Origin of the sequence: Halomonas sp. DP1Y21-3 (genome assembly GCF_019801245.1) — a bacterium.
Taxonomy (GTDB): domain Bacteria; phylum Pseudomonadota; class Gammaproteobacteria; order Pseudomonadales; family Halomonadaceae; genus Halomonas; species Halomonas litopenaei.
Genome location: NZ_JAHVJM010000002.1, coordinates 548,586 through 575,450, shown reverse-complemented (window position 1 = coordinate 575,450; position 26,865 = coordinate 548,586). Strand labels below are relative to the sequence as shown.

Annotated in this window: 22 protein-coding genes; 15 read left to right on the top strand and 7 right to left on the bottom strand. The window is 65.9% G+C overall.

The window, feature by feature from the left end; genetic code table 11:
* The first annotated feature begins 98 nt into the window (after positions 1-98).
* Together KUV74_RS07700 and KUV74_RS07695 are read left to right on the top strand one after the other, a co-directional pair.
* Positions 99-1,079: a PHP domain-containing protein gene (locus KUV74_RS07700; RefSeq protein WP_315900729.1), complete on the top strand. Its 981-nt coding sequence runs from the start codon at positions 99-101 to the stop codon at positions 1,077-1,079.
* A gap of 79 nt (positions 1,080-1,158) precedes the next feature.
* Entirely contained in the window at positions 1,159-1,782 is a 624-nt protein-coding gene (locus tag KUV74_RS07695; protein WP_045991103.1) for an L-threonylcarbamoyladenylate synthase, read from the top strand.
* 173 nt (positions 1,783-1,955) lie between these two features.
* On the opposite strand, the gene KUV74_RS07690 is transcribed toward KUV74_RS07695, so the two are convergent.
* Positions 1,956-2,933, bottom strand: a complete 978-nt coding sequence (locus tag KUV74_RS07690; protein WP_240184309.1) for an ion transporter — start codon at positions 2,931-2,933, stop codon at positions 1,956-1,958.
* Between the two features lie 98 nt (positions 2,934-3,031).
* The gene (locus tag KUV74_RS07685) at positions 3,032-3,913 is read right to left on the bottom strand and encodes a CYTH domain-containing protein (RefSeq protein ID WP_124803406.1); all 882 of its coding nucleotides are present in this window, start codon (positions 3,911-3,913) and stop codon (positions 3,032-3,034) included.
* A 135-nt stretch (positions 3,914-4,048) separates the two neighbouring features.
* On the opposite strand from KUV74_RS07685, the gene KUV74_RS07680 reads away from it, so the two are divergent.
* The 6 genes from KUV74_RS07680 (at position 4,049) to glrR (ending at position 12,130) form a co-directional block, all read left to right on the top strand.
* The gene (locus tag KUV74_RS07680) at positions 4,049-4,729 is read left to right on the top strand and encodes a TIGR00153 family protein (RefSeq protein WP_045991100.1); all 681 of its coding nucleotides are present in this window, start codon (positions 4,049-4,051) and stop codon (positions 4,727-4,729) included.
* Between the two features lie 83 nt (positions 4,730-4,812).
* A complete protein-coding gene (locus tag KUV74_RS07675; RefSeq protein WP_045991099.1) occupies positions 4,813-6,078 on the top strand; it encodes an inorganic phosphate transporter in 1,266 nt (421 codons plus the stop codon).
* A gap of 224 nt (positions 6,079-6,302) precedes the next feature.
* The gene (gene argA / locus KUV74_RS07670) at positions 6,303-7,613 is read left to right on the top strand and encodes an amino-acid N-acetyltransferase (protein WP_045991098.1); all 1,311 of its coding nucleotides are present in this window, start codon (positions 6,303-6,305) and stop codon (positions 7,611-7,613) included.
* 810 nt (positions 7,614-8,423) lie between these two features.
* Positions 8,424-9,932, top strand: coding sequence for a sensor histidine kinase (locus KUV74_RS07665; RefSeq protein ID WP_222516037.1), 1,509 nt, complete (start codon positions 8,424-8,426; stop codon positions 9,930-9,932).
* Positions 9,929-10,516, top strand: a complete 588-nt coding sequence (locus tag KUV74_RS07660) for a hypothetical protein (protein WP_261392290.1) — start codon at positions 9,929-9,931, stop codon at positions 10,514-10,516. The genes KUV74_RS07665 and KUV74_RS07660 overlap by 4 nt, the downstream gene beginning before the upstream one ends.
* 228 nt (positions 10,517-10,744) lie before the next feature.
* Complete coding sequence (gene glrR / locus KUV74_RS07655; protein WP_045991097.1) at positions 10,745-12,130, top strand: two-component system response regulator GlrR; 1,386 nt, start codon at positions 10,745-10,747, stop codon at positions 12,128-12,130.
* A 134-nt stretch (positions 12,131-12,264) separates the two neighbouring features.
* On the opposite strand, the gene xseA is transcribed toward glrR, so the two are convergent.
* Positions 12,265-13,659, bottom strand: coding sequence for an exodeoxyribonuclease VII large subunit (gene xseA, locus KUV74_RS07650; protein ID WP_222516036.1), 1,395 nt, complete (start codon positions 13,657-13,659; stop codon positions 12,265-12,267).
* Between the two features lie 180 nt (positions 13,660-13,839).
* Here xseA and KUV74_RS07645 point away from each other — a divergent pair, with 180 nt between their 5' ends.
* From KUV74_RS07645 to KUV74_RS07630, 4 genes are all read left to right on the top strand, one after another.
* Entirely contained in the window at positions 13,840-15,573 is a 1,734-nt protein-coding gene (locus KUV74_RS07645) for an alkaline phosphatase D family protein (protein WP_222516035.1), read from the top strand.
* A 170-nt stretch (positions 15,574-15,743) separates the two neighbouring features.
* Positions 15,744-16,364: a hypothetical protein gene (locus KUV74_RS07640; protein WP_157032936.1), complete on the top strand. Its 621-nt coding sequence runs from the start codon at positions 15,744-15,746 to the stop codon at positions 16,362-16,364.
* A complete protein-coding gene (locus tag KUV74_RS07635; RefSeq protein WP_222516034.1) occupies positions 16,361-17,932 on the top strand; it encodes a GMC oxidoreductase in 1,572 nt (523 codons plus the stop codon). The genes KUV74_RS07640 and KUV74_RS07635 overlap by 4 nt, the downstream gene beginning before the upstream one ends.
* Positions 17,933-17,967: 35 nt before the next feature.
* Positions 17,968-19,062 (top strand): alpha/beta hydrolase, encoded by a 1,095-nt coding sequence (locus KUV74_RS07630; protein ID WP_124803392.1) that lies wholly within the window; start codon positions 17,968-17,970, stop codon positions 19,060-19,062.
* Positions 19,063-19,093: 31 nt separating this feature from the next.
* Here KUV74_RS07630 and KUV74_RS07625 read toward each other — a convergent pair whose 3' ends face one another.
* The 4 genes from KUV74_RS07625 to KUV74_RS07610 form a co-directional block, all read right to left on the bottom strand.
* Complete coding sequence (locus KUV74_RS07625; protein ID WP_124803390.1) at positions 19,094-20,164, bottom strand: AbrB family transcriptional regulator; 1,071 nt, start codon at positions 20,162-20,164, stop codon at positions 19,094-19,096.
* Positions 20,165-20,379: 215 nt separating this feature from the next.
* Positions 20,380-21,885: a tripartite tricarboxylate transporter permease gene (locus KUV74_RS07620; protein WP_222516033.1), complete on the bottom strand. Its 1,506-nt coding sequence runs from the start codon at positions 21,883-21,885 to the stop codon at positions 20,380-20,382.
* 95 nt (positions 21,886-21,980) lie between these two features.
* Positions 21,981-22,415 carry a tripartite tricarboxylate transporter TctB family protein gene (locus tag KUV74_RS07615; RefSeq protein WP_222516032.1) on the bottom strand — a complete coding sequence of 145 codons (435 nt, stop codon included), beginning with the start codon at positions 22,413-22,415 and terminating at the stop codon, positions 21,981-21,983.
* Positions 22,412-23,386 (bottom strand): Bug family tripartite tricarboxylate transporter substrate binding protein, encoded by a 975-nt coding sequence (locus KUV74_RS07610; RefSeq protein ID WP_222516031.1) that lies wholly within the window; start codon positions 23,384-23,386, stop codon positions 22,412-22,414. The genes KUV74_RS07615 and KUV74_RS07610 overlap by 4 nt, the downstream gene beginning before the upstream one ends.
* Before the next feature lie 124 nt (positions 23,387-23,510).
* Between KUV74_RS07610 and KUV74_RS07605 the strand changes: the two genes are divergently transcribed.
* From KUV74_RS07605 to KUV74_RS07595, 3 genes are all read left to right on the top strand, one after another.
* The gene (locus KUV74_RS07605) at positions 23,511-24,179 is read left to right on the top strand and encodes a response regulator (protein WP_222516030.1); all 669 of its coding nucleotides are present in this window, start codon (positions 23,511-23,513) and stop codon (positions 24,177-24,179) included.
* Positions 24,176-25,621, top strand: a complete 1,446-nt coding sequence (locus KUV74_RS07600; RefSeq protein ID WP_222516029.1) for a sensor histidine kinase — start codon at positions 24,176-24,178, stop codon at positions 25,619-25,621. Before KUV74_RS07605 ends, KUV74_RS07600 begins: the two co-directional genes overlap by 4 nt.
* A gap of 119 nt (positions 25,622-25,740) precedes the next feature.
* Positions 25,741-26,838, top strand: a complete 1,098-nt coding sequence (locus KUV74_RS07595) for an ABC transporter substrate-binding protein (protein ID WP_222516028.1) — start codon at positions 25,741-25,743, stop codon at positions 26,836-26,838.
* Positions 26,839-26,865 lie beyond the last annotated feature (27 nt).

Below are 26,865 nucleotides of genomic sequence, written 5' to 3'. Positions count from 1 at the left end.
AAGTCGCCGCCCGGCGTCATGTCGAGGAGCCAGTTTCCTGTCCCATGCCAGCCCTTCCTGAGTCCTTCGAGGGCACGGCCCTCGCCATCGATTTGCATATGCACTCGACCGCTTCCGACGGCGCTCTTGCGCCGTCGGAACTGGTGACGCTGTGCCACGCCAAGGGGCTTTCGCATATCGCCCTGACCGACCATGACAGCCTCGAGGGGGTCGCCGAGGCCGACCGTCGCGCCCGCGAGCTTGGGCTGTCGGTGCTGCCCGCCAGCGAACTGTCCTGTCAGTGGCGGGGACTCAATATCCATGTGGTCGGGCTGTTGCCGTCGGGGCCGGGGGACATGCTGGAAGCCGGCCTTGCCGAGCAGGCCATCGCCCGCGAGAAGCGTGCCGAGACCATTGCCCGGCGACTCGAGCGCATCGGCCTGAGCGACGGGCTGGCCAAGGCGCGTGCCTGGGCCGGCAGCGACCGGCCGCTCAATCGCCCCGACTTCGCCCACGTGATGGTGGCAGAAGGGCTGGTGGCGGATCTGTCCGGGGCCTTTAGCAAGTATCTTGGCAACGGCAAGATCGGCGACGTGAAGTCGCATTGGCCCTACCTGTCCGAGGTGGTGGAGTGGATCCTCGACAGCGGCGGCGTGGCGGTGCTGGCTCATCCCCTTCGCTACAAGCTGACCCGGCGCAAGCGCGGCCTGCTGCTCGATGAGTTCTGTCGGGCGGGGGGCCAGGCGGCGGAGCTGGTCAGCGGCTTCCAGAACCCGGATGTCACCCGGGACCTGGCGCGACAGTTGATGGAGCGCGACCTGTACGGATCGCTGGGCAGCGACTTTCACTTTCCGGGAGGACACCTGGCACCGGGCAGCATGAGTCCGATTCCGCGCACCGCGGTGGCGCCGGTGTGGGCCCATCCGCGCCTTGCCGCCTGGTTCGCCAGCGCGGCGAGTACGGACGTGGCGGGCCCTGGCGCGACAAATGGGAGCGTGGACGATGACACCCCGCGCGCCGGCCCGGAAGGCGAGAGCCCGGAATACCAGAGCCCGGAAGACCAGAGCCCGGAAGACAAGAACGCCGCCCATTCGGTCTAGTCTCAGAGGGAAGGCCCGCGCTGCGCCTCGTGCTTTCTTCGCCAACTTCTTTTGCCCGTTTGTTCGCCAGGGAGGCAACATGACCCAGTACTTTCAGATTCACCCCGACAACCCCCAGAAGCGCCTGATCGACCGCGCGGTCGAGATCATCCACAAGGGCGGAGTGGTGGCCTATCCGACCGACTCGGGCTACGCCCTTGGCTGCCACCTGGGGGACAAGAAGGCCATCGAGAAGATCAAGTGGCTCAGGTCGCTGGACGACAAGCACAACTTCACCCTGGTGTGCTCGGACCTGTCGGAGATCGGCACCTACGCCAAGGTGGACAACGCCGTCTTCCGCCTGCTCAAGGCCCACACCCCGGGCGCCTACACCTTTATCCTGCACGCCACCACCGAGGTGCCCCGGCTGCTGCTGCATCCCAAGCGCCGCTCCATCGGCGTTCGGGTGCCGGACCACGAGATCTCGCGTGCCCTGCTTGAACGCCTGGGCGAGCCGCTGATGAGCGTGACCCTGATTCCGGTAGGGGAGGCGTTGCCGATGACCGACCCCGAAGAGATTCGCGATCGCTTCGGTGCGCACCTGGACCTGGTGATCGACGGTGGCGCCTGTCAGCTGGAGCCGACCAGCGTGATCGATCTGCGCGACATGCCGCCGGTCATCGTGCGCGAAGGGCGCGGCGATATCTCACCCTTCCAGGAGTAGCGCTCGACGCAAACCAGCGAAAGCATGCGGCGCATTGTCAGAAAGGCGACAGGCGCATGCAGCCACGATGTTTCGACTGGTCCCGTCCCTGGCTCGCTCTCCTGAACCCCCGCCCTGGACAGGGGCCCGCTGCGGCCAGGGCCTTGGACAGAGGGCCCGTTGCGGCCAGGGCCTTAGACAGAGGGGCCGCTGCGGTCGGGATTGCTGACGCCATCGTCGCCATCATCGTCGTCATCTTCGCGCTTGGCCTTTTTTTCCTCACCGCCGTCGTCCTCCGGTTCCTCTTCTGGTTCTTCCTTCGGTGCGTTGGGGTCGGGGGTGTCCTCGTCGAGCCAGGTGCCACAGATCAGGCAGTACTTGGCACGCTGCTCGTGGCGGTCGTGGCCGCAGCCTGGGCAGGCTTCGTCGGAGTAGCGATCGGCACGAATCGAGCGGATTACCTCGGCGGAGAAGACCCCGGTGGGGACCGCGATGATCGAGTAGCCGATCAACATGACCACCACGCTGATGGCCTGGCCAAGCGGCGTCACCGGCGAGATATCGCCGTAGCCCACCGTGGTCAGGGTCACCACCGCCCAGTAGATGGCTACCGGAATGCTGGTGAAACCGGCCTCCCTCGGCTCGATCAGATACATCATCGAGGCGAAGATGGTCACCAGCATGAACACCGTGAACAGGAACAGGAAGATTTGGTGGCCGCTGCGCTTCAGCGCGTCGATCAACAGGCGTCCCTCGCCGACGAATTCCATCAGTCTCAGTATCCGGAAGATGCGCAGGCTGCGCAGCAGGCGGATGACGATCAGCGACTGGGCCCCGGGGATCAGCAGCGCCAGCCAGCTCGGCAGGATGGCGATCAGGTCGACGGTGCCGTAGAAGCTCTTCAGATAATTGAGTGGCCGCTCGAGGCAGTAGAGCCTGAGGACTAGCTCGATGGTAAAGAGGATGGTGAAGGTCCACTCGATGGCCCGGAACAGCTCGCCATACTGCATGCGCAGGCTATCGACGCTCTCCAGCACCACCACCAGCACGCTGGCCAGGATGGCGGTGATCAAGGCGATGTCGAAGCCCTTGGCCAGCCGGGTATCCGACTCGAAGATGATCTGAAAGATGCGCGTCTTGAGGCCTTCGGCGGCCGGCTTGTAGCCGTTGATCACGGGCGTGTCCTTGTGGTCTCGGGGCATTCTCCTGCAGGGATCGGGCTATCGCCTACAGGAAATGGGGCCATCGTCGGCGTTGCTCGCTATTGACGTTACTCCATCTCGACGTTGTCGGGTAGCCGGCGACCGAGTCTCAACAGGCCGGCGCCGACCTCGGCACTGAGCCAGTCGGGACGGTGCTCGGCGTCCTCGAGGGAGCCTTGCAGGTGCTTCACTTCCTCACCGACACCGGGCGCCGACGAGCACTGTGCAAGCCGCTTTAGCGTCTCCCGGGCGGTGACCATCCAGCCGCTGTCCTGGGTGTCGGCGTAGGCGTCGAGGGCGACCACCAGGCGATGCAGCAGGGCCGAGGGGCTGTCGCCGGACGGCAGCCGCCAGCCCTCCGCCAGTGCCGTTCCGCGAGCCGCCTTGCTGGTGTCCGATGGGCGCAGCGGGACGCTCTCGGCGAAGCCGTCGGCCAGCTCCAGTAGCTGTCTGGCGTCTCCCCGCTTGAGCTCGAGCTCGACCTCGCGAATGGTAACGCTTAGCTCCCCCACGCGAATCTCGCCCTCGTCGAGGGCGATTTCGACCTCGCCACCATCGCTTTGCAAAAGCCACACCTCCCGCTGAAAGTCGGTGGTAAAGCAGGGAACCAGGCGGGTCAGCAGGGGCTCGTCCAATGCCTGGATCGGCTCGAGCCCCTTGAGACCTTCCAGGTCGAGGGTGTCGCCGGCCACCTTCCATTCCCATTCTCCCCGGGTGGACAGGCCGCCACCGCCCTGGCCGCTGGTCTTCAGGGTCTGGCGCCACTCGTCGCCGATACGCCGCAGACGCAGGGCGACGCGGGCCTCTTTGAGATCTCCCTCTGGGGTGTCGTAGTAGGTATTGACCAGCGTCTCACGGCGGGAAGCCTCTCCGGCGAGGCGGGGGTGGCGTCGTAGCGCATCCGGGCCGTCCGGCCCCAGGGCGAGTTTGAGTTCGACTTCATGGCTCATGCGGAGCGTCCTGACAGGGATAATGGAGGGTGAATCACATCAATGTGACGTTAGTGTGGCGGTATTTTTTCCATGACGTGACAGTTTGGGGTCACTATACTGTCGCCGCCATTTCTCCAGTGTCCGTGACTCCCTATGGTGACATCAAATCCGTTTTCGGCGATGTTTGGCCGCTCCCCCTTTCAACCGCTGCTGGCCCATATCGAAAAGGCGCACGACTGCTCTGCCGAGCTGCTGCCCTTCTTCGAGGCGACCCTTAGGGGCGACTGGGATGCGGCGGCCTCGCATCGTGAAGTGATTACCCGGCTCGAACACGAGGCGGACTCGCTGAAGACCGAGCTGAGGCTGAACCTGCCCAACACCCTGTTCCTGCCGGTTTCCCGTTCGGACCTGCTGGACCTGGTCAGCGTTCAGGACAAGATCGCCAACAAGACCCGCGACATCACCGGCATCATGCTCGGCCGCCAGATGCAGGTACCCGACGCCCTGGCGACCCCGATGCGCGAGTACATCGCCACCGCCGTCGACTGTGTCGCCCAGGCGCGTCAGGCCCTCGAGGAACTCAAGGACCTGCTCGAATCCGGCTTCGGACGCAATGTCACCGAGCTGATGCAGAAATTGATCCGTGGGCTGCATGATCTGGAGCAGCGTGCCGACGAGCAGCAGATCGCCATTCGTCGCCAGCTGTTCGCCCTCGAGAAGGACCTGCCGCCGGTAGACGTGATGTTCCTCTATCAGATCATCGAATGGATCGGAGAAGTGTCGGACCGCGCCGAGCGGGTCGGCAGCCGACTCCAGATCATGACGGCGAACTGAAGACCGTCTTTCCATCCGACCGCCCGCGGGCGGTCTGACGTCATTCAGACTTTCCTCAGTCAGCAATCAAGGGATCTTCTCCCATGTCGATCATTGCCCAGCACGGTGACATCTTCATCCTACTGGCCTGCGCGTTCGGTTTCTTCATGGCCTGGGGCGTCGGTGCCAATGACGTGGCCAACGCCATGGGTACCTCCGTAGGTTCACGGGCGGTCACCATCAAGCAGGCGATCATCATCGCCGTCATCTTTGAATTTCTCGGTGCCTGGCTGGCCGGTGGCCAGGTCACCGAAACCATCCGCAAGGGCATCATCAATCCGGCCCTTCTGGAAAACGACCCCCAGTTCCTGGTCTACGGCATGCTGGCCTCGCTGCTGGCCGCCGGCACCTGGCTGCTGATCGCTTCGATGAAGGGCTGGCCGGTGTCCACCACCCATTCCATCGTCGGTGCCATCGTCGGTTTTGCCCTGGCCGGGCTCGGCATCGAGGCGGTGGGCTGGGGCAAGGTGGGCCAGATCGCCGCCAGCTGGATCGTCTCGCCGCTGCTCGCGGGCTCCATCGGTTTCATGCTGTTCAAGTCGGTGCAGCGTCTGGTGTTCGAAGCCGACGACCCGTTCGCCGCTGCCAAGCGCTATGTGCCGATGTACGTGTTCCTGGTGGGTTTCATCGTCGCCATGGTGACCCTGACCAAGGGCCTCAAGCACGTGGGCCTGCACCTCGCTCCCTTCGAGAGTCTGCTGATCGCGGTGCTCTTTGGCCTGGCGCTGATGGGCCTGGGTATCTGGCGCGAGCGCAGCATCGGCCGTAGCCAGCGCAAGACCGACTCCTTCGGTTTCGAGGGTGTCGAGCGGGTGTTCGGCGTGCTGATGATCTTCACCGCCTGTGCCATGGCCTTCGCCCACGGTTCCAACGACGTGGCCAATGCCGTCGGCCCTCTGGCCGCGGTCATCAGCGTGGTGCATGAGCATGGCAGCATCGAAGGCGCCTCGGCGGTGCCCTGGTGGGTGCTGGTGCTGGGCGGTGGTGGCATCGTGGTCGGCCTGGTGACCTATGGTCACAAGGTCATCGCCACCGTCGGCACCGGCATCACCGAGCTGACCCCGAGCCGTGGCTTCGCCGCCACCCTGGCCGCCGCCACCACCGTGGTGCTGGCCTCGGGAACCGGCCTGCCGATCTCGACCACCCACACCCTGGTGGGTGCGGTGCTGGGCGTGGGTCTGGCCCGTGGTCTTGCCGCCCTCAACCTGAGGGTCATCGGTACCATCGTGATGTCCTGGCTGATCACCCTGCCGGCGGGCGCGGGCCTTGCGATCATGTTCTTCTTTATGTTCAAGGGGATCTTCAACTAGGCAAGGGATCTTCAACTAACGGGTTGGAAAGGGGCTATAGGGCGATCATGTCGCTCACTCCTCCTCCCCCCCACGACGGCGCCTTCGGGCGCCGTTGTCGTGTCTGGCGTTCACAGGTGCGCAGGTGGCAACAGGGCGTAACGGGCGGGGCGGGTGTGGGTCGATAGCAGGCTCTGATATAGTGAGAACTCCTTTCTCCTTGTCCGCCGCAGCAGGTCCGGTCCTTGAACACGTCCTTTTCCTTCGTCGACTGGTTTCGCCATTCCTCGCCCTATATCAATGCCCACCGTGGCCGCACCTTCGTCGTGCTGGTCGAAGGGGAGGCGATGGCGGCGGGTCGAGGGGAGTCGCTGATCCAGGACCTGGCGCTCTTGCACACTCTGGGGGTCAAGCTGGTGGTGGCCTTCGGCATTCGCCATCAGGTACACAGCGTGCTCGAGGCCGAGGGTATCTCGCCGGTGCGCCATCAGGGGCGCTGGGTCGCCGACGAAACCATCATGGCCAGGGTCGAGCGGGTCGCCGCCGAGCAACGCCTGTGGCTCGAGGCGCGGCTGTCTCTGGGGCTGCCCAACACGCCGCTGCACGGTATCGAGTTGACCACGGTGTCCGGCAATCTGGTCATGGCCAAGCCCCTCGGGGTGCGTGACGGCGTCGACTTCCAGCGTTCCGGCGAGGTACGCCGGGTCCGCTCGGGGGCGGTCAGAGCCCTGCTCGAGCAGCACTCGCTGGTGCTGCTGCCGCCGCTCGGGTTCTCCAGCACTGGCGAGGTCTTCGATCTGGACGCCGCAGAGGTCGCCCAGCAAGTGGCAGTGGCGCTGAAGGCCGACAAGTTGATCCTGCTGGGGGAATCCGACGGTCTGCGCGATGACAGCGGGCGGTTGTTGCGACAGCTGTCTCCGGCGGAGGCGCGGCCGCTGCTGGACGACGCCTCTATCGGTGAGGAGCGCGCACGCCACCTGGGAGCCGCCTGCGAGGCGGCGTCCCATGGCGTCGCACGCACCCACCTGTTGTCCTGGCGAGACGCCGACGCTCTGCTGGGCGAACTCTTCACCCGTGACGGCGTCGGCACCATGATCACCCAGCATCGCTACGAACAGCTTCGAGCGGCGGGCGTGGAGGATATCGGCGGGCTGCTGGAACTGCTGGATCCGCTGGAGAAGCGCGGCATGCTGGTCCCGAGATCCCGCGAACGGCTCGAGCACGAGATCGACGACTACCTGGTGATCGAGCGTGATGGCATGGTCATCGGTTGCGCCGCCCTGCACCGTTTCGACGACGCCAACGTCGGTGAGCTGGCCTGCGTGGCGGTGCACCCGGACTATCGTAGCGGGGCCCGTGGTGAACGCCTGCTGGCAGAGATCGAGCGTCAGGCCCGGCGCCAGGGCATCGATCGTCTGTTTGCCCTGACCACCCACACCGCCCACTGGTTTCTTGAGCACGGCTTTGTCCCCTCGGCGCTCGATGAACTGCCACCGCTGCGACGCGACGCCTACAATCATGCGCGGAAGTCGAAGGTAATGAGCAAGGCCTTGTAGGGCGTACCAGGGAAGGTGCTCGTCGACGTTTCGGCCAACAATTACGGCGTCTCCAAATGGAGACGCCGTAATTGTTTGTTAAGTAAGGATATTTTGATTTTTACTCGTTTTGCGTCTGGATTTGGCGACGTTTGTTCAGGGGTCAGGCCTCGAAAGTCGGCCATGACGCTCAAGATGTCTGTGGTTGACGATTTTTGATAATTTTAAGTTATTGATAATAAATAAGTTGCTTTGTTTTTGGCACGGTGATCGCAATAGTCTTGGCGAGCAGGGAAGGTGGCGATCAAGTGTCGTTGTCCTTCCGGGATCGGCGGAGAAATCACTGCCCTGTGCGACTCCGACGAACCCAGCGCCTGCTCCGCGTGATGTGCGACACAAGGTTGCGATGAGACGGCACCGGCCGATCAGGCATGGAGAGGTGTCGTGAAGAGCAAGGATGCTCTGGCAAGGAAGCCGACCCCTTCGGGGGAGTCTTTCGCTCCGCCGCCCAGGCGACGGAGCCAGAACGAGGCAGGATGGGAGACCATCCGAGAGGTGAGATCAGGTTCCTGGTAACGACGATCGCACCTTGGCTTCGGGCCCTTCGGGCCACCCGAAAACCGTTCAATGGGCGGACCAGGCCATCGATTGATCTGTTTTCGACCCTTCAGTTCCCTGCGTATTCGGGCCGGCCTAGCCGGCCCCTTTTTTTTCATACGGTTTTTTGCGAAGTCGGCTGAGCGTTTGACGCGGGGGTAATGGGCCAATTCTGGTATTCTTCTGGATGGATTGATGGACGCTTCATTCACCTTCCTTCACAGAACTCTGGTCATGACCTCTGCTGCCACGCGCCGTTGGCGCCCCCGCTCGTTGTTGCAACTGGTGCTGCTGGCCTTCGTGGTGGTCATGCTGCCGCTTGGTGTGCTGATGTACCAGGCTGGTCAGGCGCTGTCGGAGCTGTCGCGGCTGGCCGAGGTCAGCGCTCGTCAGGCGGTGTCCGAGACGCGTCGGGCACGCACGCTGGGGTCGCTGGCGGTGGAAATGGAGCGTGGTGCGCGCCAGTACGCGGTGATCCAGGAAGAAAGCCTGCTCGACATCTATGCCGATCGTCTGGCCGAGTTCCGCGAGTTGCTGGCGCGCCAGCGCCTGCTGCTGCCCGATGACCCCGACATCCAGGCGCTGGAACGCCTGCTCGACGAACTCGCGACCCTGCCGCAACAGCCGCCGGAGGCCTACGCGGCTTCGCTCGACGACTTTGTAGCCTTTTCCCGACACGTCGAGGGTATGCGCCAGGCCACCAACAGGCGCATCGATCTGCGCCTGGACGCCATCCGTGAACGGGCTCGACAAGTTCAGCAACGCCTGTGGTGGCAGACCGGGGCGCTGGTCTCGGCGAGTCTGATGCTGATGCTGTTGTTCACCCGCTTGATCATACGCCCGGTGCGTCAGCTCGAGCGGCGCATCCTCGGCATCGGCAGTGGCTATCAGGACAGCCAGCAGCGCCACGTTCAGGGCCCTGCGGAGCTGGTAGCGCTGGGCGAGAGGCTCGACTGGTTGACCCATCGCCTGGAAGAGCTCGAAGCCCAGAAACAGCAGTTCCTGCGCCATATGTCCCATGAACTGAAGACACCGCTGGCCAGCGTTCGTGAGGGATCGGCGCTTTTGTCCGATGGCGTGGCCGGTGAGTTGAGCCCGCGTCAGCGTGAAGTACTGGACCTGATCGACGCCAGCGGCGCCGAACTGCAGCGCCTGATCGAGCAACTGCTCGACTATAATCTGTTGCAGCACCACCGCAGTGCGGCCATCGAGCGCCTCGACATGGCCACGGTCGCACGCGAGGTGCTGGCCAAGCATCGATTGAGCCTGCAGTCCAAGGAGATGTCGGTCGAAGTGTTCTCGGGCCCGCTGCAGTGGCGTGCCGATCATCAGGCCACAGCCCGATTGCTCGATAATCTGGTGTCCAACGCCGTGGCCTACGGTGAGGATGGTGGCAAGCTGCTGATTCGCGCCCGTGCACGCCACGACAGGCTCGAGCTCGAGGTAGCCAACACCGGCGAGCCGATCGCCGAGCAGGATCGCGACCACCTTTTCGAGGCCTTCTACCAGGGACGAGCACGACGCAAGGGTGCGCTCAAGGGCTCCGGCATCGGACTCTCCGTGGCGGCCGACTGCGCTCGTCTGCAGCACGGCCGGCTCGAGCTGATCGATGATCCCGAGTGGCCGGTGTGCTTTCGACTGACGCTGCCGGCAGCACCACCGGAAGATGGCCGACATTACGGCCTACATAACGATACAAGGCCCGCATTGACGGGTCAGGACGCAAGGAATCTGACGCTATGAACTCAAGGGGTGTGACCCTGACACCTCGACGCTCGCTTACCCGAGTCGTCGGCCCTGCCGCTGTTGTCAGTCTGATGCTGGTGATCAGCGGTTGTGAAATGCTGCCTATCGAGTCAGTCGGTGACGAAACACCGGCGGTCGAAGCGCTCGATCTGACCACCTGCCATGCAGAGGTGCCGACCTTTGCCGAGTCCTCTTGCATGTTGACCGACTGGATCGCCTTCGGTCTGGCCTCCCAGCGTGGCGATCGCCAGTGGCGTGACGCCATGCTGGCGCGGCTGGAAGGTCATGCGCCCGAGCAACGCCTGGGGCGCGCCGTGGCCTTGAGCTGGGGCAGCGAAGCCCAGTGGGACCAGGCGTCGGAGCTTTACAAGGCGGACCTGAGCCTGGCCCCCGCTGAGCTGCAGCCCTTGCTGCGCTACTGGCTCAACGAACTCGAAGGGCGGCGCGCCCTGGATGACCGCGCCGGTCGCCATCATGGCGAGGTGGCTCGGCTACGCCAGGAAAACAAGGAACTGGCAGACAAGCTCGATGCAATGACCGCCATCGAGCAGAACATCAATCTGCGACAGCAGGCGGAGTAAGCGCTGTCAGGACGCTGGCAGGCTGAAGCAGAGAATGCCATGCCCGCCATCGAACAGAACATCTATCTGCGACAGCAGGCGGAGTAAGCGCTGTCAGGACGCTGGCAGGCTGAAGCAGAGAATGCCATGCCTGCCATCGAGCAGAACATCAATCTGCGACAGCAGGCGGAATGAGAGCAGAGCACCAACCAGCGACAGCGGATGGAGTGAAATTGTGGAGACGGTGATATGAAGCAAGTCGCAGCGACCGCGAACGCCAGGACATCGGCCCATGTACTGCTGGTAGACGATGATGTCAGCCTGCTGAAGCTTCTGGGCATGCGCCTGGAAAGCCGCGGCTACCGGGTGACCACCGCCGAGAGCGGTCGCGAGGCGCTCAAACGGCTGGAAGAAGGGCGGCCGGATCTGGTGCTGTCTGACCTGCGCATGGATGAAATGGACGGCATGGCGCTGTTCCAGGATATCCAGCGGCGCATGCCCGGCCTGCCGGTGATCATCCTGACTGCCCATGGCTCGATTCCGGATGCGGTCAGCGCTACCCGCCAGGGCGTGTTCAGCTTTCTGACAAAACCGGTGGACCGCGAAGAGCTGTTCGGGGCCATCGACGATGCTCTGTCCAATACCGCCAGCAGCGGCGAAGGTGACGACAGCTGGCGCGACGAGATCATCACCCGCAGCCCTGAAATGGAGCGTATTCTCGAGCAGGCGCGGATGGTGGCGGGGTCCGATGTCAGCGTGCTGGTCACTGGACCATCGGGCTCCGGCAAGGAGCTGCTGGCCAATGCCATCCACAAGGCCAGCGCCCGCGCCGACAAGCCCTTTATCGCGATCAACTGCGGCGCGCTGCCGGAGCAGTTGCTGGAAAGCGAGCTGTTTGGCCACGCCAAGGGCGCTTTCACCGGGGCCATCAGCGAACACGGCGGGCTGTTCCAGGCGGCCGACGGTGGCACCCTGTTCCTGGACGAGATCGGCGACATGCCACTGGCGATCCAGGTCAAGCTGCTGCGGGTGTTGCAGGAGCGACAGGTGCGCCCGGTGGGCTCCACCACGTCGGTGCCGGTGGACGTGCGGGTGCTGTCGGCGACCCATCGCGATCTGGATCAGGCCATGCATGAAGGCGAGTTCCGTGAGGATCTCTACTATCGCCTCAACGTGGTCAACCTGAAGCTGCCGGCGCTCAAGGATCGCGCCGAGGATGTGCCGCTTCTGGTCAAGCATCTGGTGGCCCAGGCGGCGTCGCGCCACAAGCCCTTCGTCAAGGGGTTCTCGCCGGAGGCGCTCAATCTGCTGGCAACCTGTGCCTGGCCCGGCAATGTGCGTCAACTGGTCAACGTGGTCGAGCAGTGCGTGGCACTGTCCAGTGCGCCGATGATCCCGGAAGCCCTGGTGGCCCAGGCGCTGGCGGCGGAAGACAACGCCATGCCGACCTTCAACGACGCTCGCGCAGGATTCGAGCGTAGCTACCTGGTCAAGGTGCTGAAGATCACCGAGGGCAACGTGACCCAGGCGGCGCGCATCGCCGGACGTAACCGCACCGACTTCTACAAGTTATTGTCCCGCCACGAGCTGGAACCCGCCTCGTTCAAGCCGGGGGTGGCAAGCCCTTCTCGCTAGCCCGATGGGCAGGCTTGGTCCGATGGGCCGAGCCCCCGAAGATTCCCGCTCCGGCCCCGTCCGGCTGCTTCAGCCGGCGGCGGTTCGCCGGCAAGGTGCCGCCGGCAAGGTGCCGCCGGCAAGATACCGACAACCTAGGCCCCGTCGTCGTCCGACCGGTCGCCGGTGGCCTGCTCGGCTGCCGGCCATGTCTCGATCACCTCGACGTCCAGCTCGCCATCGGCGAGACGAGCGTGCAGTCGCTGGCCGGGCGCGGTCTGATCGGCACGGCGCACCGCCTGGCCGTCGCTGGCGGTGAGGATGGTGTAGCCACGACCCAATACGGCCAGCGGACTGACCGCCTGCAACTCCCGGGCGGCGGCCGCCAGGCGCTCGCGCCGATGGACCAGCGATAGCCGCTGGGCGCCGTCGAGACGGCGTCTCAAGCGGCTCAGTTGGCGCCGATTCTCGTCCAGGGTGAGTCCGGGCGAGCGCAGCGATAGACGGTGAACCAGGTCTGTATGGCGGCGCCGCTCGGCAACCACTCGACCGCTGATGGCGCGTCCGAGGCGTTCCTTCAGCTGGCCAAGACTATCGCGCTGACGTGCGATCGCCTCGCCGGGGTGACGCAGGCGCGAGCGCAGGTGATCCAGCCGCTGGCCTTCCCGCTGCAACAGGCGTGCTTGTGCACCCTTCAGACGATTGTCTGCCTGGGTTAGCCGGGCCGTCAGCTCCTGGCGCGAGGGCACCAGACGTTCGGCGGCGGCGGAGGGCGTCGGTGCGCTGGCGTCGGCGGCCAGATCCGACAGGCTCTGGTCGGTCTCGTGGCCCACCGCAGACATCACCGGCAGGCGCGAGTGGTGGATCGCTCGGGCCAGGTGTTCATCGTTGAAGGCCCACAGATCCTCGAGACTGCCGCCGCCACGGGTGATCAGCACCACGTCCCGGGCCGGGTCCAGCGTCGCCTGACGATTAAGCAGGCCCAGGGCGGCGATGATCGCGGGCGCCGTCTCGGCCCCCTGGACCGGGACCGGTATCAGGGTCACCGTGACCAGCGGCCAGCGTGCCCGGAGTACCGCCAGCACGTCGCGCAGGGCGGCGCCGCTGGCGGAGGTCAGCACCAGCAGATGTCGCGGGGGAAAGGCCAGCGAGCGAGCGTTGGTGAAGACCCCCTGGTCGCCCAGGCGTTGCTTGAGCGCCGCCAGGGCGGCGAGCAGGGCGCCGGCTCCGGCGGCCTGCACCGCCTCGACGATCAACTGGTAGTCGCCCCTGGGCTCGAACAGCGAGACTCGGGCGCGCACCCGCACCAGATCGCCGTCACGCATGGGCGTCGACACAAAGCGGCCACGCGTGCGAAACAGCACCGCCTTCACCTGGGCGCGTTCATCCTTGAGGGTGAAGTAGACGTGCCCCGAGGCCGGGCGCGAGACCCCCGACAGCTCGCCTTCGATCCACTGTTCGCCCAGGTCGGCCTCCAGCGCGGAGCGCGCGCGTCGATTGAGGTCGCTGACCGAGAGTACGTCCTGGGCGCTGTCCGACGTCGCTGTCATGGAGGCTTCCTGGGCTGGCATTGAAGAGAATCGGCGAGCATCAGCGACTGGCAGGACCGCGCTGGCAAGTGACAGGTTACCAGAGCCCAGGTCGCCGCTTCAGCAAAGTCGAACTACGCTTAACGGGACAGGCGGGCAACCGGTCTGCCTCGCACGCGCCGCTGCGACGGAGGAGGGCACATGTCGGGACTTCGGGCGCCCGATATCGGGCCTATCGTGGGGCACACCACGGCTCACAGCTGTCGGTTGTGGGTTCGCGGTATCGCTCCCAATGATGATGGCGTCGACCTGACCGCGTCCTTGCGTACCGTGGGCCTGCTGGCGCTGGTCGAGGACAATGGCTCGCCCCGCCTAATCGACGGTGATCCGTCACGTCCCCACGCCTTCTATTTTCGTCTGCACCGGGAGTTTGATCGTACCGGGACCTTCGAGCTGGGGGCCGAGGAAGGCCTGGGAGCGATCGATGGCGTGGCACCGCTGGGCCAGCCCGATGGGGTGGTTCCGTTGACGCCCGATACCCGCTACAAGGTGCGTGTCGCGACCCTCACCCTGGATGACACGACGCCCGACGTGGAAAGCCTGAGTGATGCCCAGATCGCCGCCAGGCTGCCCGACGTCAACGGCATGGCGTCGTTGCTCGCCGACCTCGATGGCGAGCACTGCGAGGCCGAATTCACCACCTTCGCCGCCGCAGTGGAGCCACGACTGGCCTTTCTGCTGGGGTCCTGTCGCTATCCCGGTACCCTGTGGAAGACCAAGGAAGCCGATCGCATCTTCGGCCCCATGGCCAGCCACCTCCGGCATCGAGGCAGGCGGCCGGCGGCGCGCTTCAGCCTGCTGGTGGGCGATCAGATCTACGCCGATCAGTACAGTCGCTTCGTGCCGATCGGTCGCGCCGAGACCTTCGCCGAGTTTCAGGACCGCTATCGCCAGGCCTTTGGTTCCCCGCAGATGCGCCACTTCCTGCGCCAGGCACCGGTGTACATGATCCTCGATGACCACGAGATCGAGGACAACTGGCATCGTGACCGGCTCGCCGCCAAGCGCGAGCTGTTCAATGTCGCCATTGGCGCCTACATGAGCTACCAGTGGTCACACTGCCCGCGCAGCTTCGGGCGTCATCTGCACTATCACTTCGACTGCGGCGGCTATCCCTTCTTCGTCTGTGACACCCGTACCCATCGTACCTACGGTCGCGAGAACCGGGTGATGGACAACCATCTGCTGGGACGGCCCAGCATCGACCCCCAGCATCCTTCCCAGCTGGACGTGCTGCTCACGTGGCTGAGCGACCAGCAGGCCCGCTGCGGCGCGATGCCCAAGTTTGTCGTTACCTCGACGGTGTTCGCGCCCAGTCCGCTGGATGAAAGGCTCGATCCGGCCCTGGATGGCCATGACGCCCAGGCGCCGACGGATCTGGTGCGGACCAACCTCTCCCGGCGTGCCGAGAGCGATAGCTGGTCGGGGTTTCCGGCCACCCGCAAGGCGCTGGTCGAACATATCGTCGAGGCCGGCATCGACAACGTGATCTTCCTCAGCGGCGACGTGCACTGCGCCAATATCGCCGAGATGGTGGTGGAAGGGGGCGGTGGCGAGCCGCGACGGCTGTATGACGTCACCTCCTCGGCGCTGTACTGGCCGTTCTTCTGGGCCGACGGGGACCCCAACGGCTTTGTTCACGACTCCCGTCTGCCCGGTCAGGTGGATGGCTTTCCGCTGTTTGATGGTGACGTGACGCTGCACTACCGGGCCTTTGGCTTCTATCAGCAGGAAAACTTCTGTCGCCTGGAGCTGGACCGCGCTCACCACCGTCTGCGGGTCAAGGTGATCGATCGCTACGGCGATGAAGTCAGGGTGACGGACCCCGATGGTTCCGTGGTGCCCTATAACGATCTGGCGCTGGTGCCCTGGTAGCGAGCGATATGGCCGGTAGCGGCAATGTCGAAAGCGAGGCTGAAGGGCGCTGGGCTGGAGAGCGCTCGTTGGAAGAGTGCTCGTTGGAAGAGTGCTGACGTGCCGGTCGCCAAAGGGCGGGCGGCCCGGACGACAGGCGCAAGAGCAGGTCCTTTCCTGGAGAAATGGCGGTGAATACGACTAACCCCATGCTGGCGGGATTGCTGTTCGAGGAAACCATGCGAGGCCATTTTTCGCTCGGAAGCCAGGCGCCCGAGCGTGGTGAACGGCTGGGGCATACAGAAGGCACCGAGCTGGCCCTCCACGCCAAGGTCCAGATCGACGACATGGGCGCCTTCCTGGCCGACGACCGCCACCACGGCAGGCTGGGTGGTGTCGTCGATTTTGCCCCGCTGGGCCTTGGGTTGGTGATTCTCGAGGGCGACTTTCAGTTGTTTTCCCAGGGCCCCGGGGCGGGGCGTCAGATGGTCTACGACGCGGTTCTGGAACTGGATGAGCGGCGATTGTTCCTGCACGGGGTGAAGCGGGTCAACGACGATCCGGGGCCTGATCTCTGGCGCGATACCACCACCCTCTATACCACTCTGCATGAGGGCGAGAGCGCCACGGCCGACATTCTCGGGGCGGGCATCCTGCACCTGGGCGTGGCCGAGTTGATGGCCATGCTCAAGACCATGACGCCGACGGGCCAAGGGGACCTGCGCACGGTGGCGGATTTCGGTCGCTTCTTCTTTGGTGAACTGTGGCACCTCTATGCGCCCTGGGTCATTCGCCGGGAGCCCGAGGCATGAACTACGACGCCATCGTGGTGGGGTCAGGGTTTGGTGGGGCCGTGGCGGCCTGCCGGCTCGCCGAGGCCGGGCTCAAGGTGCTGGTGCTTGAGCGCGGAAGACGCTGGGAGCGCGAGGACTTCCCCCGGGGGCCGGATGATGACTGGTGCTTCGATGTGGACGCCCCTCGGGAGCGTCATGGCTGGCTCGACCTGCGCTTCTTTTCGCGCATGGCGGTGGCACAGGGCGCTGGCGTGGGTGGTGGTTCGCTGGTCTACGCCAATGTCTCGGTGCCGGCTGAGCGCTTCGCCTTCGACAGTGGCTGGCCGGAGGCGATCGACTTCGATGAACTCGTCCCCTACCAGGACCGGGTAGGCCAGATGCTGGAGGTGGCCGAGGTCCCCGCGGGCCAGGTCAGCGAGCGCTATCGACTGGTCCAGGAGGCCGCCGTGCGCAGCGGTGACGGCGATCGCTTTCGCCCCTTGCCGCTGGCGGTGCGCTTCGACCCCGACTGGAACTATCGGCTCAGTGAGCCTCACCACCGTCGACACAGTCGGCAGACCCTCAATGTCCACGGCAAGGAACAGGGGACCTGCATCCACTGCGGCTATTGCGATATCGGCTGCCCGGTGGGGGCCCGCAATACCCTTGACCTGAATTACCTGGCCCGGGCGGAGCAGCTGGGGGCGCAGATACGTCCATTGAGCATGGTGCGATCGCTGGTGCCGGAATCCGGGGGCTACCGGGTGACCTTTCAGCATCTGGAAGGCGCGCCGACGATCCGTCACGAGCGCGCCGAGCGAGTGATCCTTGCCGCCGGCTCGCTGGGGTCCACCGAGCTGTTGCTGCGGGCCAGGGACCAGTACCGCACTCTGCCGGAACTGTCGCCGCTGCTCGGCCATCACTGGTGCGCCAATGGCGATTTCCTGACCCCCGCGATCTACCCGAACAGACGCATCGATGCCTGTCGCGGGCCGACCATCAGCGCCGCCATCGACTATCTCGACGGCAGCGACGGCGGTGAGCGCTACTTCGTCGAGGACGGCGGCTACCCTGACTTGATCGCCCACGCCTTGACGCAATTGCTGTCGCGCTCCGCCACCGCGAGCATGTTGCGGGGTGGCTGGCGCGCGGTGCTGGCCGAGGCGCTCAAGGAGAATGACCCCGATCGCTGCCTGATGCCCTGGTTCGGCCAGGGCATGGACACCGCCGACGGGGTGCTGAGGCTGACGCGGCGTTGGCTGGAGCGAGAGCCGTCGTTGAGCCTGGACTATCGGGTGGCCGCGTCGCGAGCCACGGTGCAGGCGCTGTGCGAACGCCACAAGCGCCTGAGCGCGGCCACCGGAGGCGTCGCCATCGAGCCACCGAGCTGGCGCCTGCTGGACTATTTGATCACCCCGCACCCACTGGGCGGTTGTCCCATGGGAGAGAATCGCTGGGACGGGGTGGTCGACCATGCCGGGGAGGTGTTCGGCTATCCGCGACTGTACGTGCTCGACGGTGCCATCGTGCCGCGCGCGCTGGGGCTCAATCCCTCGCGCACCATCGCCGCCCTGGCCGAGCGCGCCATGGCGCGGATGCTGGCCTAGCAGACGGAAGCGGCGACCCACCGGGAGGTAACATCATGGCCCGCGAGATCCCCCTCTACACCCTCGACGGCGTTGTCGACGCCGAGGTCACCCAACACGGCTTCTGTACCGAGGATGGCCTGGGGCTGTCGCTGCTGCGCTTTCGGCGTGGCCAGGGGCGCATGGCGGTGATGATCGTTCATGGCCTGACCACCTCCAGCGACATGTTCATCCAGCCCGAGCATCGCAATCTGGTCAGCTTCCTTTTGGACGAAGGGGTCGACGAGGTGTGGACGCTGGACTTCCGCATGAGCAACCGCCACCCCTACAACCTGCAGCCCAACCGCTACTCCATGGATGACTGTGCGCTGTTTGACTTTCCCGCGGCGGTGGCAAAGATCCGTCAGGTCGCCGGTGACGACGTCGAGCTGCACGTGATCGCTCATTGTCTCGGCTCGATGGGCTTTGCCATGGCACTGTTCGGCGGCACCGTCAGCGGCATTCGCTCCTGCATCCTCAACAGCGTTGCGCTGACGCCCCATGTACCGCGCTGGTCGAGGATCAAGGGCCACATCTTTCCCTTCGTGATCGAGCGCATCTTCCAGCAGCCCTACGTCAGCCCGCGCTGGAGCGAGGATCCAAGATTCACGCTGGGCAAGCTGTTGTCGAAAGGCGTATCGCTGTTCCACCGCGAATGCGACGTGCCGGCCTGCCATATGCTGTCACTGATGTGGGGCACCGGCTGGCCGGCACTGTACAACCACGAGAACCTGGACGAGCGCACCCACCGACGGGGTGGTGACCTCTACGGCCCGGTAGGGCTCAACTATCACCGTCATGTCTTGAAGATGCTGGGCCGGGGCCATCGCACGGTGAAGATGCGCGAGGCACCCGAATACGCCGCGCTACCCGACGACTACCTGCTCGAGGCGCGCCGCGTCGATACCCCCTGCCTGTTGCTGACGGGACGCGACAATCGCGTCTTCACCGACAGCAACGTGCACTGCCACCGGGCCCTGGAGGAGGCCGCCCCGGGCCGCCATGAGCTCGCGATCATCGACGGCTACGGTCATCAGGACGTGTTCATGGGCGCCCGGGTCGACCGTGAGGTCTTTCCCCGGTTGATGACGTTCCTGAACGCCCACGCCTGAGCCCAGGCGCCACGCCAGAATCCAGATGCCGTCAGGCCCTGAGGCGGCGATGGGCCCAGCCCACCAGCGGCGGCAACGCCACCAGCAGAACGGTGATGCGCAGCAGATGGTGGGAGGTGACGAAGGCCGGTTCGATGTTCAGTGACAGCGCCACCAGGCTCAGCTCCGGCGCCCCACCCGGCATGTAGGCCAGCAGTGCCGCGGCCACCGAGATGCCGGTCAGCGCCTGGCCGACCCAGGCTGCCGCCACCGCCAGCACCACCAGGATCAGCGCCTGGACCACCGCCAGTCCCAGCTGTCGCGCCATGTCGGACAGCGCCACGCCGACGAAGCGCACGCCCACCGAGGTGCCGATGACTACCTGAGCCAGGGCGATCAGCGCCGGTGGCAGCACCGCGTGGGTCAGCCCGGAAAAGTGCAGCAGCGACGACACCAGCGCCGGGCCGAACAGCAGGGCGTTGGGCAGGCGCAGCACCCGGCCGACCACGGCGCCGAGCACCGCCGCTACCACCAGCCAGGCGGTGCCGGCGAGCGAGGGTAGCTGGCTCCACTGGGCCGGCCCGTTGCTGGCGCCGGCCAGATCCACGTGGCCGAACAGGCCGAGGATCGGTGGAATCGCCAGCAGCAGCACCAGGATACGCACCGCGTGGGTGATACCGACGGCGCGCAGGTCAGCGCCAGACTCGTGGGCCATCATCAACAGCGCCGACAGTCCGCCCGGGGCGCCGGCGTAGAGCGCGGTGTCCAGCGAGTGACCGGCCACGCGGTAGCTGAAGGCCACCGCCACCACCATCATTACCGCGGTGGCGGCGAGCATGATTGCGGCGCTGGCGGCCCAGGCGGTGATATCGCCGGACAGCTCCGGGGTGAAGGCCGAGCCCAGCATCACCCCGATGACCACCAGAACCCCCTTGCGCAACCGTCCCGGCGAGCCCAGGCGCACCCCGGCGAGGCTCGCCAGGGTGGTGGTGATCAGGGCGCCGAGCAGCCACGGAAGCGGCAGGTCAATCAGGTAGGCGATGACCCCGCCCAGGCTGCCCAGGGCCAGTGTGGGCAGGAAGCGCCAGGCGCCGGGGGGAAGGAGTGAGGGGGCGGCGGGCATGGCGTCTCCTGTGTGCGTTGCCTGTACTCTGTGCACAGGTGGTGGTGATCGAGCCTGACGACGGCGCGCGGCGCCAGATGGCGCCGCGCAGGGACTACACGAGGGCTACATTAAGGGCTACACAAAGGCTACGCAGGGGCTTCGTGCGGGCCATATAAGAGCGATGCCAGGGCCTTTGCCGGGGCGACTCGAGCATGGCCCTGAAGCCCGTTGCATCAAGCCTGGCTCGAGGGCCGTTGCTTGAGCAGCTTGGGTACCAGCCAGGGCAGTACAAGCAGTGCCGAGGCGGCGATCCACAGCGACAGCGAGATGCCGGACTGCCACAGGATGGCGGTGTCACCACCGCTGATCGCCAAAGCCCGACGCAGGTTCTCTTCCATCAGGCCGCCCAGCACGTAGCCGAGGATGACCGGCGCCAGCGAGAAGCCGAGCTTGCGCAGCAGGTAGCCGAAGACACCGATGACGAGCATCAGATAGATGGCGGTCAGGTCGGAATGCAGCTGATAGACCCCGACGAAGGATAGCACGGCGATGGCCGGCACCAGCACCCAGCGCGGGATGGTCAGCACCTTGGCGAAGACCCCGGCCAGCGGCAGGTTGAGCGCCAGCAACACCAGGTTGCCGATGTACAGCGAGGCGATCAGGCCACCGGCGACCTCCGGGTTGTCGGTGAACATCATCGGACCCGGGGTGATGTTGTAGAGCATCAGCGCGCCGAGCAGCACCGCGGTGGTGCCGGAGCCGGGGATGCCCAGGGTCAGCATCGGTACGAAGGAGCCTGCGGCGGAAGCGTTGTTGGCCGCTTCGGGCGCCGCCAGGCCACGCATGTCGCCGGTGCCGAAGGTGTTGTCCTTGTCCACCAGCCGCTTTTCGGTGGTGTAGGACACCGCCCCGGCCACCGAGGCGCCAGTTCCCGGCAGTACGCCGATGATGAAGCCGAGCACACCGGAGCGCAGCATGGTGCCCTTGCAGGCCATCACTTCCTTGAGGCTGACGAATACCCGGCCCAGCGGAGGCAGGGTGTCATCGACGTCGTCGCGATGGGCGTGCTCGAGCATCAGCAGGATCTCGCTGATGGCGAACAGGCCGATGATCATCACCACGAAGTCGATACCGTCATAGAGCTCCGGCATGCCGAAGGTGTAGCGCATCACGCCGGTGCCGGAGTCGACGCCGACGGTGCCGATCAGCACGCCGAGCACGGCGCCGATGGCAGTCTTGATCGGGTCCTTGCCCATCATTACCGACATCGACGAGAAGGCGAACACCATCAGCGCGAAGAATTCGGCGGGACCGAACATCACCGCCACCCGGGCCAGCAGCGGGGCGAACAGGGTCAGGCCGATGATGGCGATGGTGGCGCCGACAAAGGACGCCACCGCCGACAGGCCCAGCGCCGGACCGGCCAGGCCACGCTTGGCCAGCGGATGGCCGTCGAGGGTGGTCATCACCGCGCCGGCGTCGCCGGGCACATTGAGCAGGATGCTGGACATGCGCCCGCCGTACTCGGCACCGGTGTAGATGCCGGCCAGCAGGATCAGCGCGGATTCGACGGGCAGGCCCAGGGTGTAGGCCAGCGGCATCAGGATGGCGATGCCGTTGATTGGCCCGATGCCCGGCAGGGCGCCGAACAGGGTGCCCAGCAGCGCGCCGAGGAAGGCCAGGCCAAGATTGAGCGGCGTCAGGGCGACGCCGAAGCCTTCAATAAGAAAGTCGAACATGGGAACACCTTGATCAGGGATCGGTGGCGGTCAGGGCTGGGGCCGCGCTGGCAGCTAAGCTGTTACAGGAGCTGGCTTCAGGACGGCGGTTCGCGCTACCACGGCAAGCCGGGCAGGCCGATGCCAAGGCCATGGGTAAACAGCCACTGGCCGCCCAGCGCCATCAGCACACCGGTGGCCACGGCCTTGAGCGGACTGGCCTCGAACAGCCAGGCCAGGGCGGCGATCACCAGCATCGAGCTCAACAAAAAGCCCAGGCGCGGGAACAGCACGGCGTAGACCAGCAGCAGCACCAGCACGCCGACCAGGCGCAATCCCAGGCGCTTGTCGGGCCAGTGGCCGTTTTCACCCGGACGTATCACCAGAACCAGCGACAGCAGCCCCAGCAGGATGGAGAGCCCCAGCGGAAAGGCCTTGGGGCCGACGGGGTCGTAGCTGAAAGGCACCTCGAGGGACAGGGCGTTGACGGCGGTAAACGCCGCCAACCCCATCAGGGCGATACCTAGACAGCGGTCGGCGGCGATACTCATTGGGTCAGACCTACTTCTGCGGCCAGCTCCTTGAAGCCGGCGACCTGATCCTTGACGTAGCCGTCGAAGTCGTCACCGAAGCGGGCCATGGGGAACAGGCCGCGAGCTTCGCGCAGCTCGGCGAAGGTCTCGTTGTCGGCCAGGTTCTCGAGGCGCTCGACCCAGGCCTGGTAGGCCTCGTCGCTGACCTCGGGGCCCATGTAGTAGCCGCGCCAGATCGGCCACTGGACGTCGTAACCCTGTTCGGCGGCGGTGGGAATCTCGGCGTAGGGGCCGCCCATGCGCTCCTCGGACAGCGCCGCCAGCACGCGGATGTCGCCGCTCTCGAGCTGGGACTTGAGCTCCGAGAGGTCACCGGAGAACACCTGGATATGGTTGCCGAGCAGTGCGGCCAGGGCTTCACCGCCACCCTCGAAGGCCACGTAGCGCAGGCTGCGCGGATCGACGTCGGCGGCCTTGGCGGTCAGCGCGGCCTTCATCCAGTCCTGGCTGCCCACGCTTCCACCGGCGCCGAAGGCGACCTGGGTGGGGTCTTCCTGCAGCGCCGTCATCAGCTCATCCAGGGTCTGCCAGGGCGCGTCGGCCTTGACCACGATGGCGCCGTAGTCGACTCCCAGGGCGCCGACCCAGCGCACTTCGCTGGCGTCGTACTGGCCGAACTTGCCCAGCGCCAGGTTGACCGCGGCGCCGGTGCTGGCGGCGACGATCAGGTTGGGGTCGTCGGTGCGCACGCCATTGACGTGGTTGTAGGCCACCGCACCGATGCCGCCGGGCATGTAGGTGACCAGCATCGGGTCCTCGATCAGTCCGGTCTCGAGCAGACCATTGGCGGCCAGCCGGCAGGTCAGGTCGTAGCCACCGCCGGGCTTGGCCGGGGCGATGCATTCGGCCTCGTCGGCGGCCTGGGCGGTGCCGACGCTGAGGCTGGCGCCGAGCAGCAGGGCGGCGGGTAGAGCTGTGATATTCTTCATGCGGACTCCTGACAACTATTATTATGGATTGATGAAACCGGGGTGCTTTAACGTGAGAGATGCTAGGCCGACTAGCTTTCATCAACCTGTCATGCCCTCCCTGCCTGGATAAGACATTAGTCGCATGCGCCTTCTCGTCGTCGAAGATGATGCCCTCATCAGCCGCTCGCTGGTCGAGGCCCTGACCCCCCTTGGCAATACCGTGGAGGTGTTTGCCTGCTGCAGTGATGCCAGGGCGGCGCTGCGCCAGGGTGGGGTCGACCTGATGCTTCTGGACATCGGGCTGCCCGACGGTGACGGCCTGTCACTGCTGGCCGAGTTGCGTGACGCGGGCGATCGCACCCCGGTGATCATCCTGACCGCCCGGGGCGCCCTGGATGACCGAGTCAGGGGACTCGACCTGGGCGCCGATGACTACCTGGCCAAGCCCTTTGAGCTGGCCGAACTTGAGGCGCGGGTACGCGCGCTGCTCAGGCGCAGCCAGCAGCGTGCCGACAACCGTCTTGGCCTGGGTCCCTTGTCCTTCGATCCGGCCAGCGGCGCCGCCAGTCTGTTCGGCGAGCCCATGGCGCTGCCCCATCGCGAATTGCTGCTGGTCGAAAGCCTGTTGCTGCACGCTGGAGCCATCGCGCCTCGCGAGACCCTGGAAGGGCGACTTTTCGGCTTCGGCGAGGTGGGCTCCAACGCCCTGGAGGTCTACGTCAGCCGGCTGCGCAAGCGGCTCAAGGGCGCAGGTCTGCGTATCCGCACCTTTCGCGGACTTGGCTACCGTCTGGAAGAGGACGACGGGTGATCGAGGTCGATGGATCACTCAAGCGTCGGCTCGGTGGCTGGCTGGTGGTCACCGTCGGAGTGCTGGGGCTGGCGCTGATGGTGGAGGCCTGGGTCAGCAGTCAGCGGGCGGCGGCGCGGGCCTTCGACGCCCAGCTGCAGGCGGCGGCGCTGACCATCGCCGAGGCGGTGCGCTGGCAGGACGGCATCCCCCAGGTGGTGGTGCCGGCGGCGGCGCTGCAGATCCTCGCCACCGACAGCCAGGCGCGGGTGTTCTACGCGGTGCTGGACGATGAAGGCAGGACGCTGTCGCGTAACTGGCCGGTGGACATCCCCGTCGCCTGGCAGCAGGCGCTGGATGAAGGCGGTATGTCGCGGGACTTGACCACGACGCTGGGAGAGCTGCGTCTGCATGCCCAGCGGGTGGCCTCGGCGGGTTGGGTCACCCAGCTGCCGGTGCAGGTGTGGGTCGGGCATACCCTCGAGGGGCGCCGAGCCCTGGCCCGCTCACTGTTCGAGCGTTCGCTGTCGCGCTTTATTGCCATGGTGCTGCTGACCGGGGTGCTGATGGGGTTGACCATGCGCGCGGCGCTGTCTCCCCTGCGCCGCCTGCGCCGCCAGATTCGTGGACGCGGCGCCGATGACTTCAGTCCGCTGGCGGCCAGGGTGCCCAGGGAGCTTCATGAGCTCGCCCAGGCCTTGAACCACCTGTTCGCCCGTCAGCGCCAGGGCCGCGAGGATCTTCTGCGCTTCACCGCCGACGCCAGCCACCAGCTCAAGACGCCGCTGGCGGGACTCAAGACCGTCAGCGAGCTGGGCCTTCGCAGCAGTGATCCGGATGAATGGCGCCAGGCGCTCACGCGCGTTCACGCCCGGGCCGAGGACACCAGCCGACTGGCCGGCCAATTGCTGTCGCTGGCGCGACTGCGCCACCTCGACCGGGAGACGGCGCTGCCTGCGCTCGACCTGGGTGAGCTGGTACGCGACGTCGCCCTGGACTGGGCGGCGCGGGAGCGGGCGGCGGAGCATGACCTCGGGCTTGGCAGCCTGCCAGCGGAGCCGCTGAAGGTCTGTGTCGAGGACTGGGCACTGCGCGAAGCCCTGGGTAACCTGATCGACAACGCCCTGCGCTACACGCCGACAGGATGCGAGATCACCCTGCATCTGTCGCGCGAGGGCGACTGGGCGCGGTTGTCGATCGTCGATGATGGCCCCGGTGTCGACGACGCGGCGCTGGCGACGCTGGGGCAGCCGTTTCAGCGGGGTGGGCGCCAGGACACCGAGGGCTCTGGACTGGGTCTTGCCATCGTCGATACCACCGCCCGGCGCATGGGCGCCCGTGTGCAATTCGCCAACCGCTCGCCGCAGGGACTCGAGGTGGTGCTGTGGCTGCCGCTGGCGAAGGACGAACAGGATGTCACCGGTGCCTTTGCGGCCGACGTGAATCCAGGAGAGAGTACTTGATGCCCCTGCAGCCCGGACAACGCCTTCGATCCTGTGGACGTCTCCCGGCCCGCTGTGCGACGCAGGTCACACGGCGGCAGCCCCTGGTGGTGTCGCCGTGCCTGCCGCTTTTACTGCTCATGCTCCTGCTGCTGGGCGGCTGTCACAGCGGCGACAGCCGAGCCCCCTCGGACGATGATCCGCTGGTGATCTCGGCGGCGCTGGATCTTGACGTGGTGGCGCCGCTGCTGGACGCCTTTCGCCAGGCCTATCCCCAGATTCCCCTGCGCTTTGAGGATCGCACCACCCGGGAGGTGGACGACAGCGTGGTGGGACATCTTCAGGGAGGCCAGGCGACGGGCGAAGGGGCGAGCAGAGCGCCGGACGTGGTGATCAGCTCGGCGATGCCGTGGCAGATGGCCAGGGTCAATGAAGGACTGGCGCGGCGCCTGAACGGGCCGGAGATCGAGCGCTGGCCCGAGTGGGCGCGCTGGCGCGACGAGGTCTTCGCCTTCACCTTCGAGCCGGTGGTGATGGCCTATCGGCTGGATCTGTCGCGGCATATGCTGCCGCCCCAGACCCATGGCGACCTGCACGCACTGCTGGCGACCCAGGCCCGCTGGCTGACGGGCAAGGTGACCACCTACTCGCCGCTTTCCAGCGGGGTGGGCTACACCCTGGCCCAGCAGGATGCACGCTACTCCTCGAGCTTCTGGGAGCTGGTCGGCGCCATGGGGCGTGTCGATACCCGCCTGGAGACGACCACCCGGGCCATGCTCGAAGGGCTCAGCCAGGGACGCTACTGGCTCGGCTACAACCTGCTGGGTTCCTACGCCATGGTCTACGCCCAGGAACATCCCGAGGTGATCGTGCAGGTGCCCCGGGACTATTCGCTGGTGCTGATGCGCATGGCCTTCGTGCATCGCGATGCCCCCCACGTCGAGGCCGCCGAGACCTTCGTCAAGTTTTTGCTGAGTCAGCGTGGCCAGCGGGTACTGGCGGGACAGACGCCACTGTTCAGCGTGCTGCCGGGGGTGACCGGCCCCTACACCGCCGCCAGGCTGCGCACCCAGGTGGGGGAGCGGCTCTACCCGATACTACCCAACGCCACCTTGCTGGCCTTCGTCGATCCTGCCCGCCGGGAGGCCTTCGCCGACCACTGGCGAGCGCGTTTTCAGGGCGAGCAGGCGTTGGATGAAGCGGTCGAACGGGGTAGCGGGGCGCTGGCGCCGGAGTAGACGGCGGATGGCAACCGAGGCGCATCG

What these genes read in the sequence shown, in the direction of transcription:
- KUV74_RS07610 (WP_222516031.1), bottom strand. Translation starts at nt 23,386, where the DNA reads ATGAAGAATATCACAGCTCTACCCGCCGCCCTGCTGCTCGGCGCCAGC.
- KUV74_RS07680 (WP_045991100.1), top strand. Translation starts at nt 4,049, where the DNA reads ATGGTGACATCAAATCCGTTTTCGGCGATGTTTGGCCGCTCCCCCTTT.
- KUV74_RS07675 (WP_045991099.1), top strand. Translation starts at nt 4,813, where the DNA reads ATGTCGATCATTGCCCAGCACGGTGACATCTTCATCCTACTGGCCTGC.
- KUV74_RS07605 (WP_222516030.1), top strand. Translation starts at nt 23,511, where the DNA reads ATGCGCCTTCTCGTCGTCGAAGATGATGCCCTCATCAGCCGCTCGCTG.
- xseA (WP_222516036.1), bottom strand. Translation starts at nt 13,659, where the DNA reads ATGACAGCGACGTCGGACAGCGCCCAGGACGTACTCTCGGTCAGCGAC.
- KUV74_RS07635 (WP_222516034.1), top strand. Translation starts at nt 16,361, where the DNA reads ATGAACTACGACGCCATCGTGGTGGGGTCAGGGTTTGGTGGGGCCGTG.
- KUV74_RS07595 (WP_222516028.1), top strand. Translation starts at nt 25,741, where the DNA reads ATGCTCCTGCTGCTGGGCGGCTGTCACAGCGGCGACAGCCGAGCCCCC.
- KUV74_RS07695 (WP_045991103.1), top strand. Translation starts at nt 1,159, where the DNA reads ATGACCCAGTACTTTCAGATTCACCCCGACAACCCCCAGAAGCGCCTG.
- KUV74_RS07630 (WP_124803392.1), top strand. Translation starts at nt 17,968, where the DNA reads ATGGCCCGCGAGATCCCCCTCTACACCCTCGACGGCGTTGTCGACGCC.
- KUV74_RS07625 (WP_124803390.1), bottom strand. Translation starts at nt 20,164, where the DNA reads ATGCCCGCCGCCCCCTCACTCCTTCCCCCCGGCGCCTGGCGCTTCCTG.
- KUV74_RS07665 (WP_222516037.1), top strand. Translation starts at nt 8,424, where the DNA reads ATGACCTCTGCTGCCACGCGCCGTTGGCGCCCCCGCTCGTTGTTGCAA.
- KUV74_RS07645 (WP_222516035.1), top strand. Translation starts at nt 13,840, where the DNA reads ATGTCGGGACTTCGGGCGCCCGATATCGGGCCTATCGTGGGGCACACC.
- KUV74_RS07660 (WP_261392290.1), top strand. Translation starts at nt 9,929, where the DNA reads ATGAACTCAAGGGGTGTGACCCTGACACCTCGACGCTCGCTTACCCGA.
- KUV74_RS07615 (WP_222516032.1), bottom strand. Translation starts at nt 22,415, where the DNA reads ATGAGTATCGCCGCCGACCGCTGTCTAGGTATCGCCCTGATGGGGTTG.
- glrR (WP_045991097.1), top strand. Translation starts at nt 10,745, where the DNA reads ATGAAGCAAGTCGCAGCGACCGCGAACGCCAGGACATCGGCCCATGTA.
- KUV74_RS07620 (WP_222516033.1), bottom strand. Translation starts at nt 21,885, where the DNA reads ATGTTCGACTTTCTTATTGAAGGCTTCGGCGTCGCCCTGACGCCGCTC.
- KUV74_RS07700 (WP_315900729.1), top strand. Translation starts at nt 99, where the DNA reads ATGCACTCGACCGCTTCCGACGGCGCTCTTGCGCCGTCGGAACTGGTG.
- KUV74_RS07685 (WP_124803406.1), bottom strand. Translation starts at nt 3,913, where the DNA reads ATGAGCCATGAAGTCGAACTCAAACTCGCCCTGGGGCCGGACGGCCCG.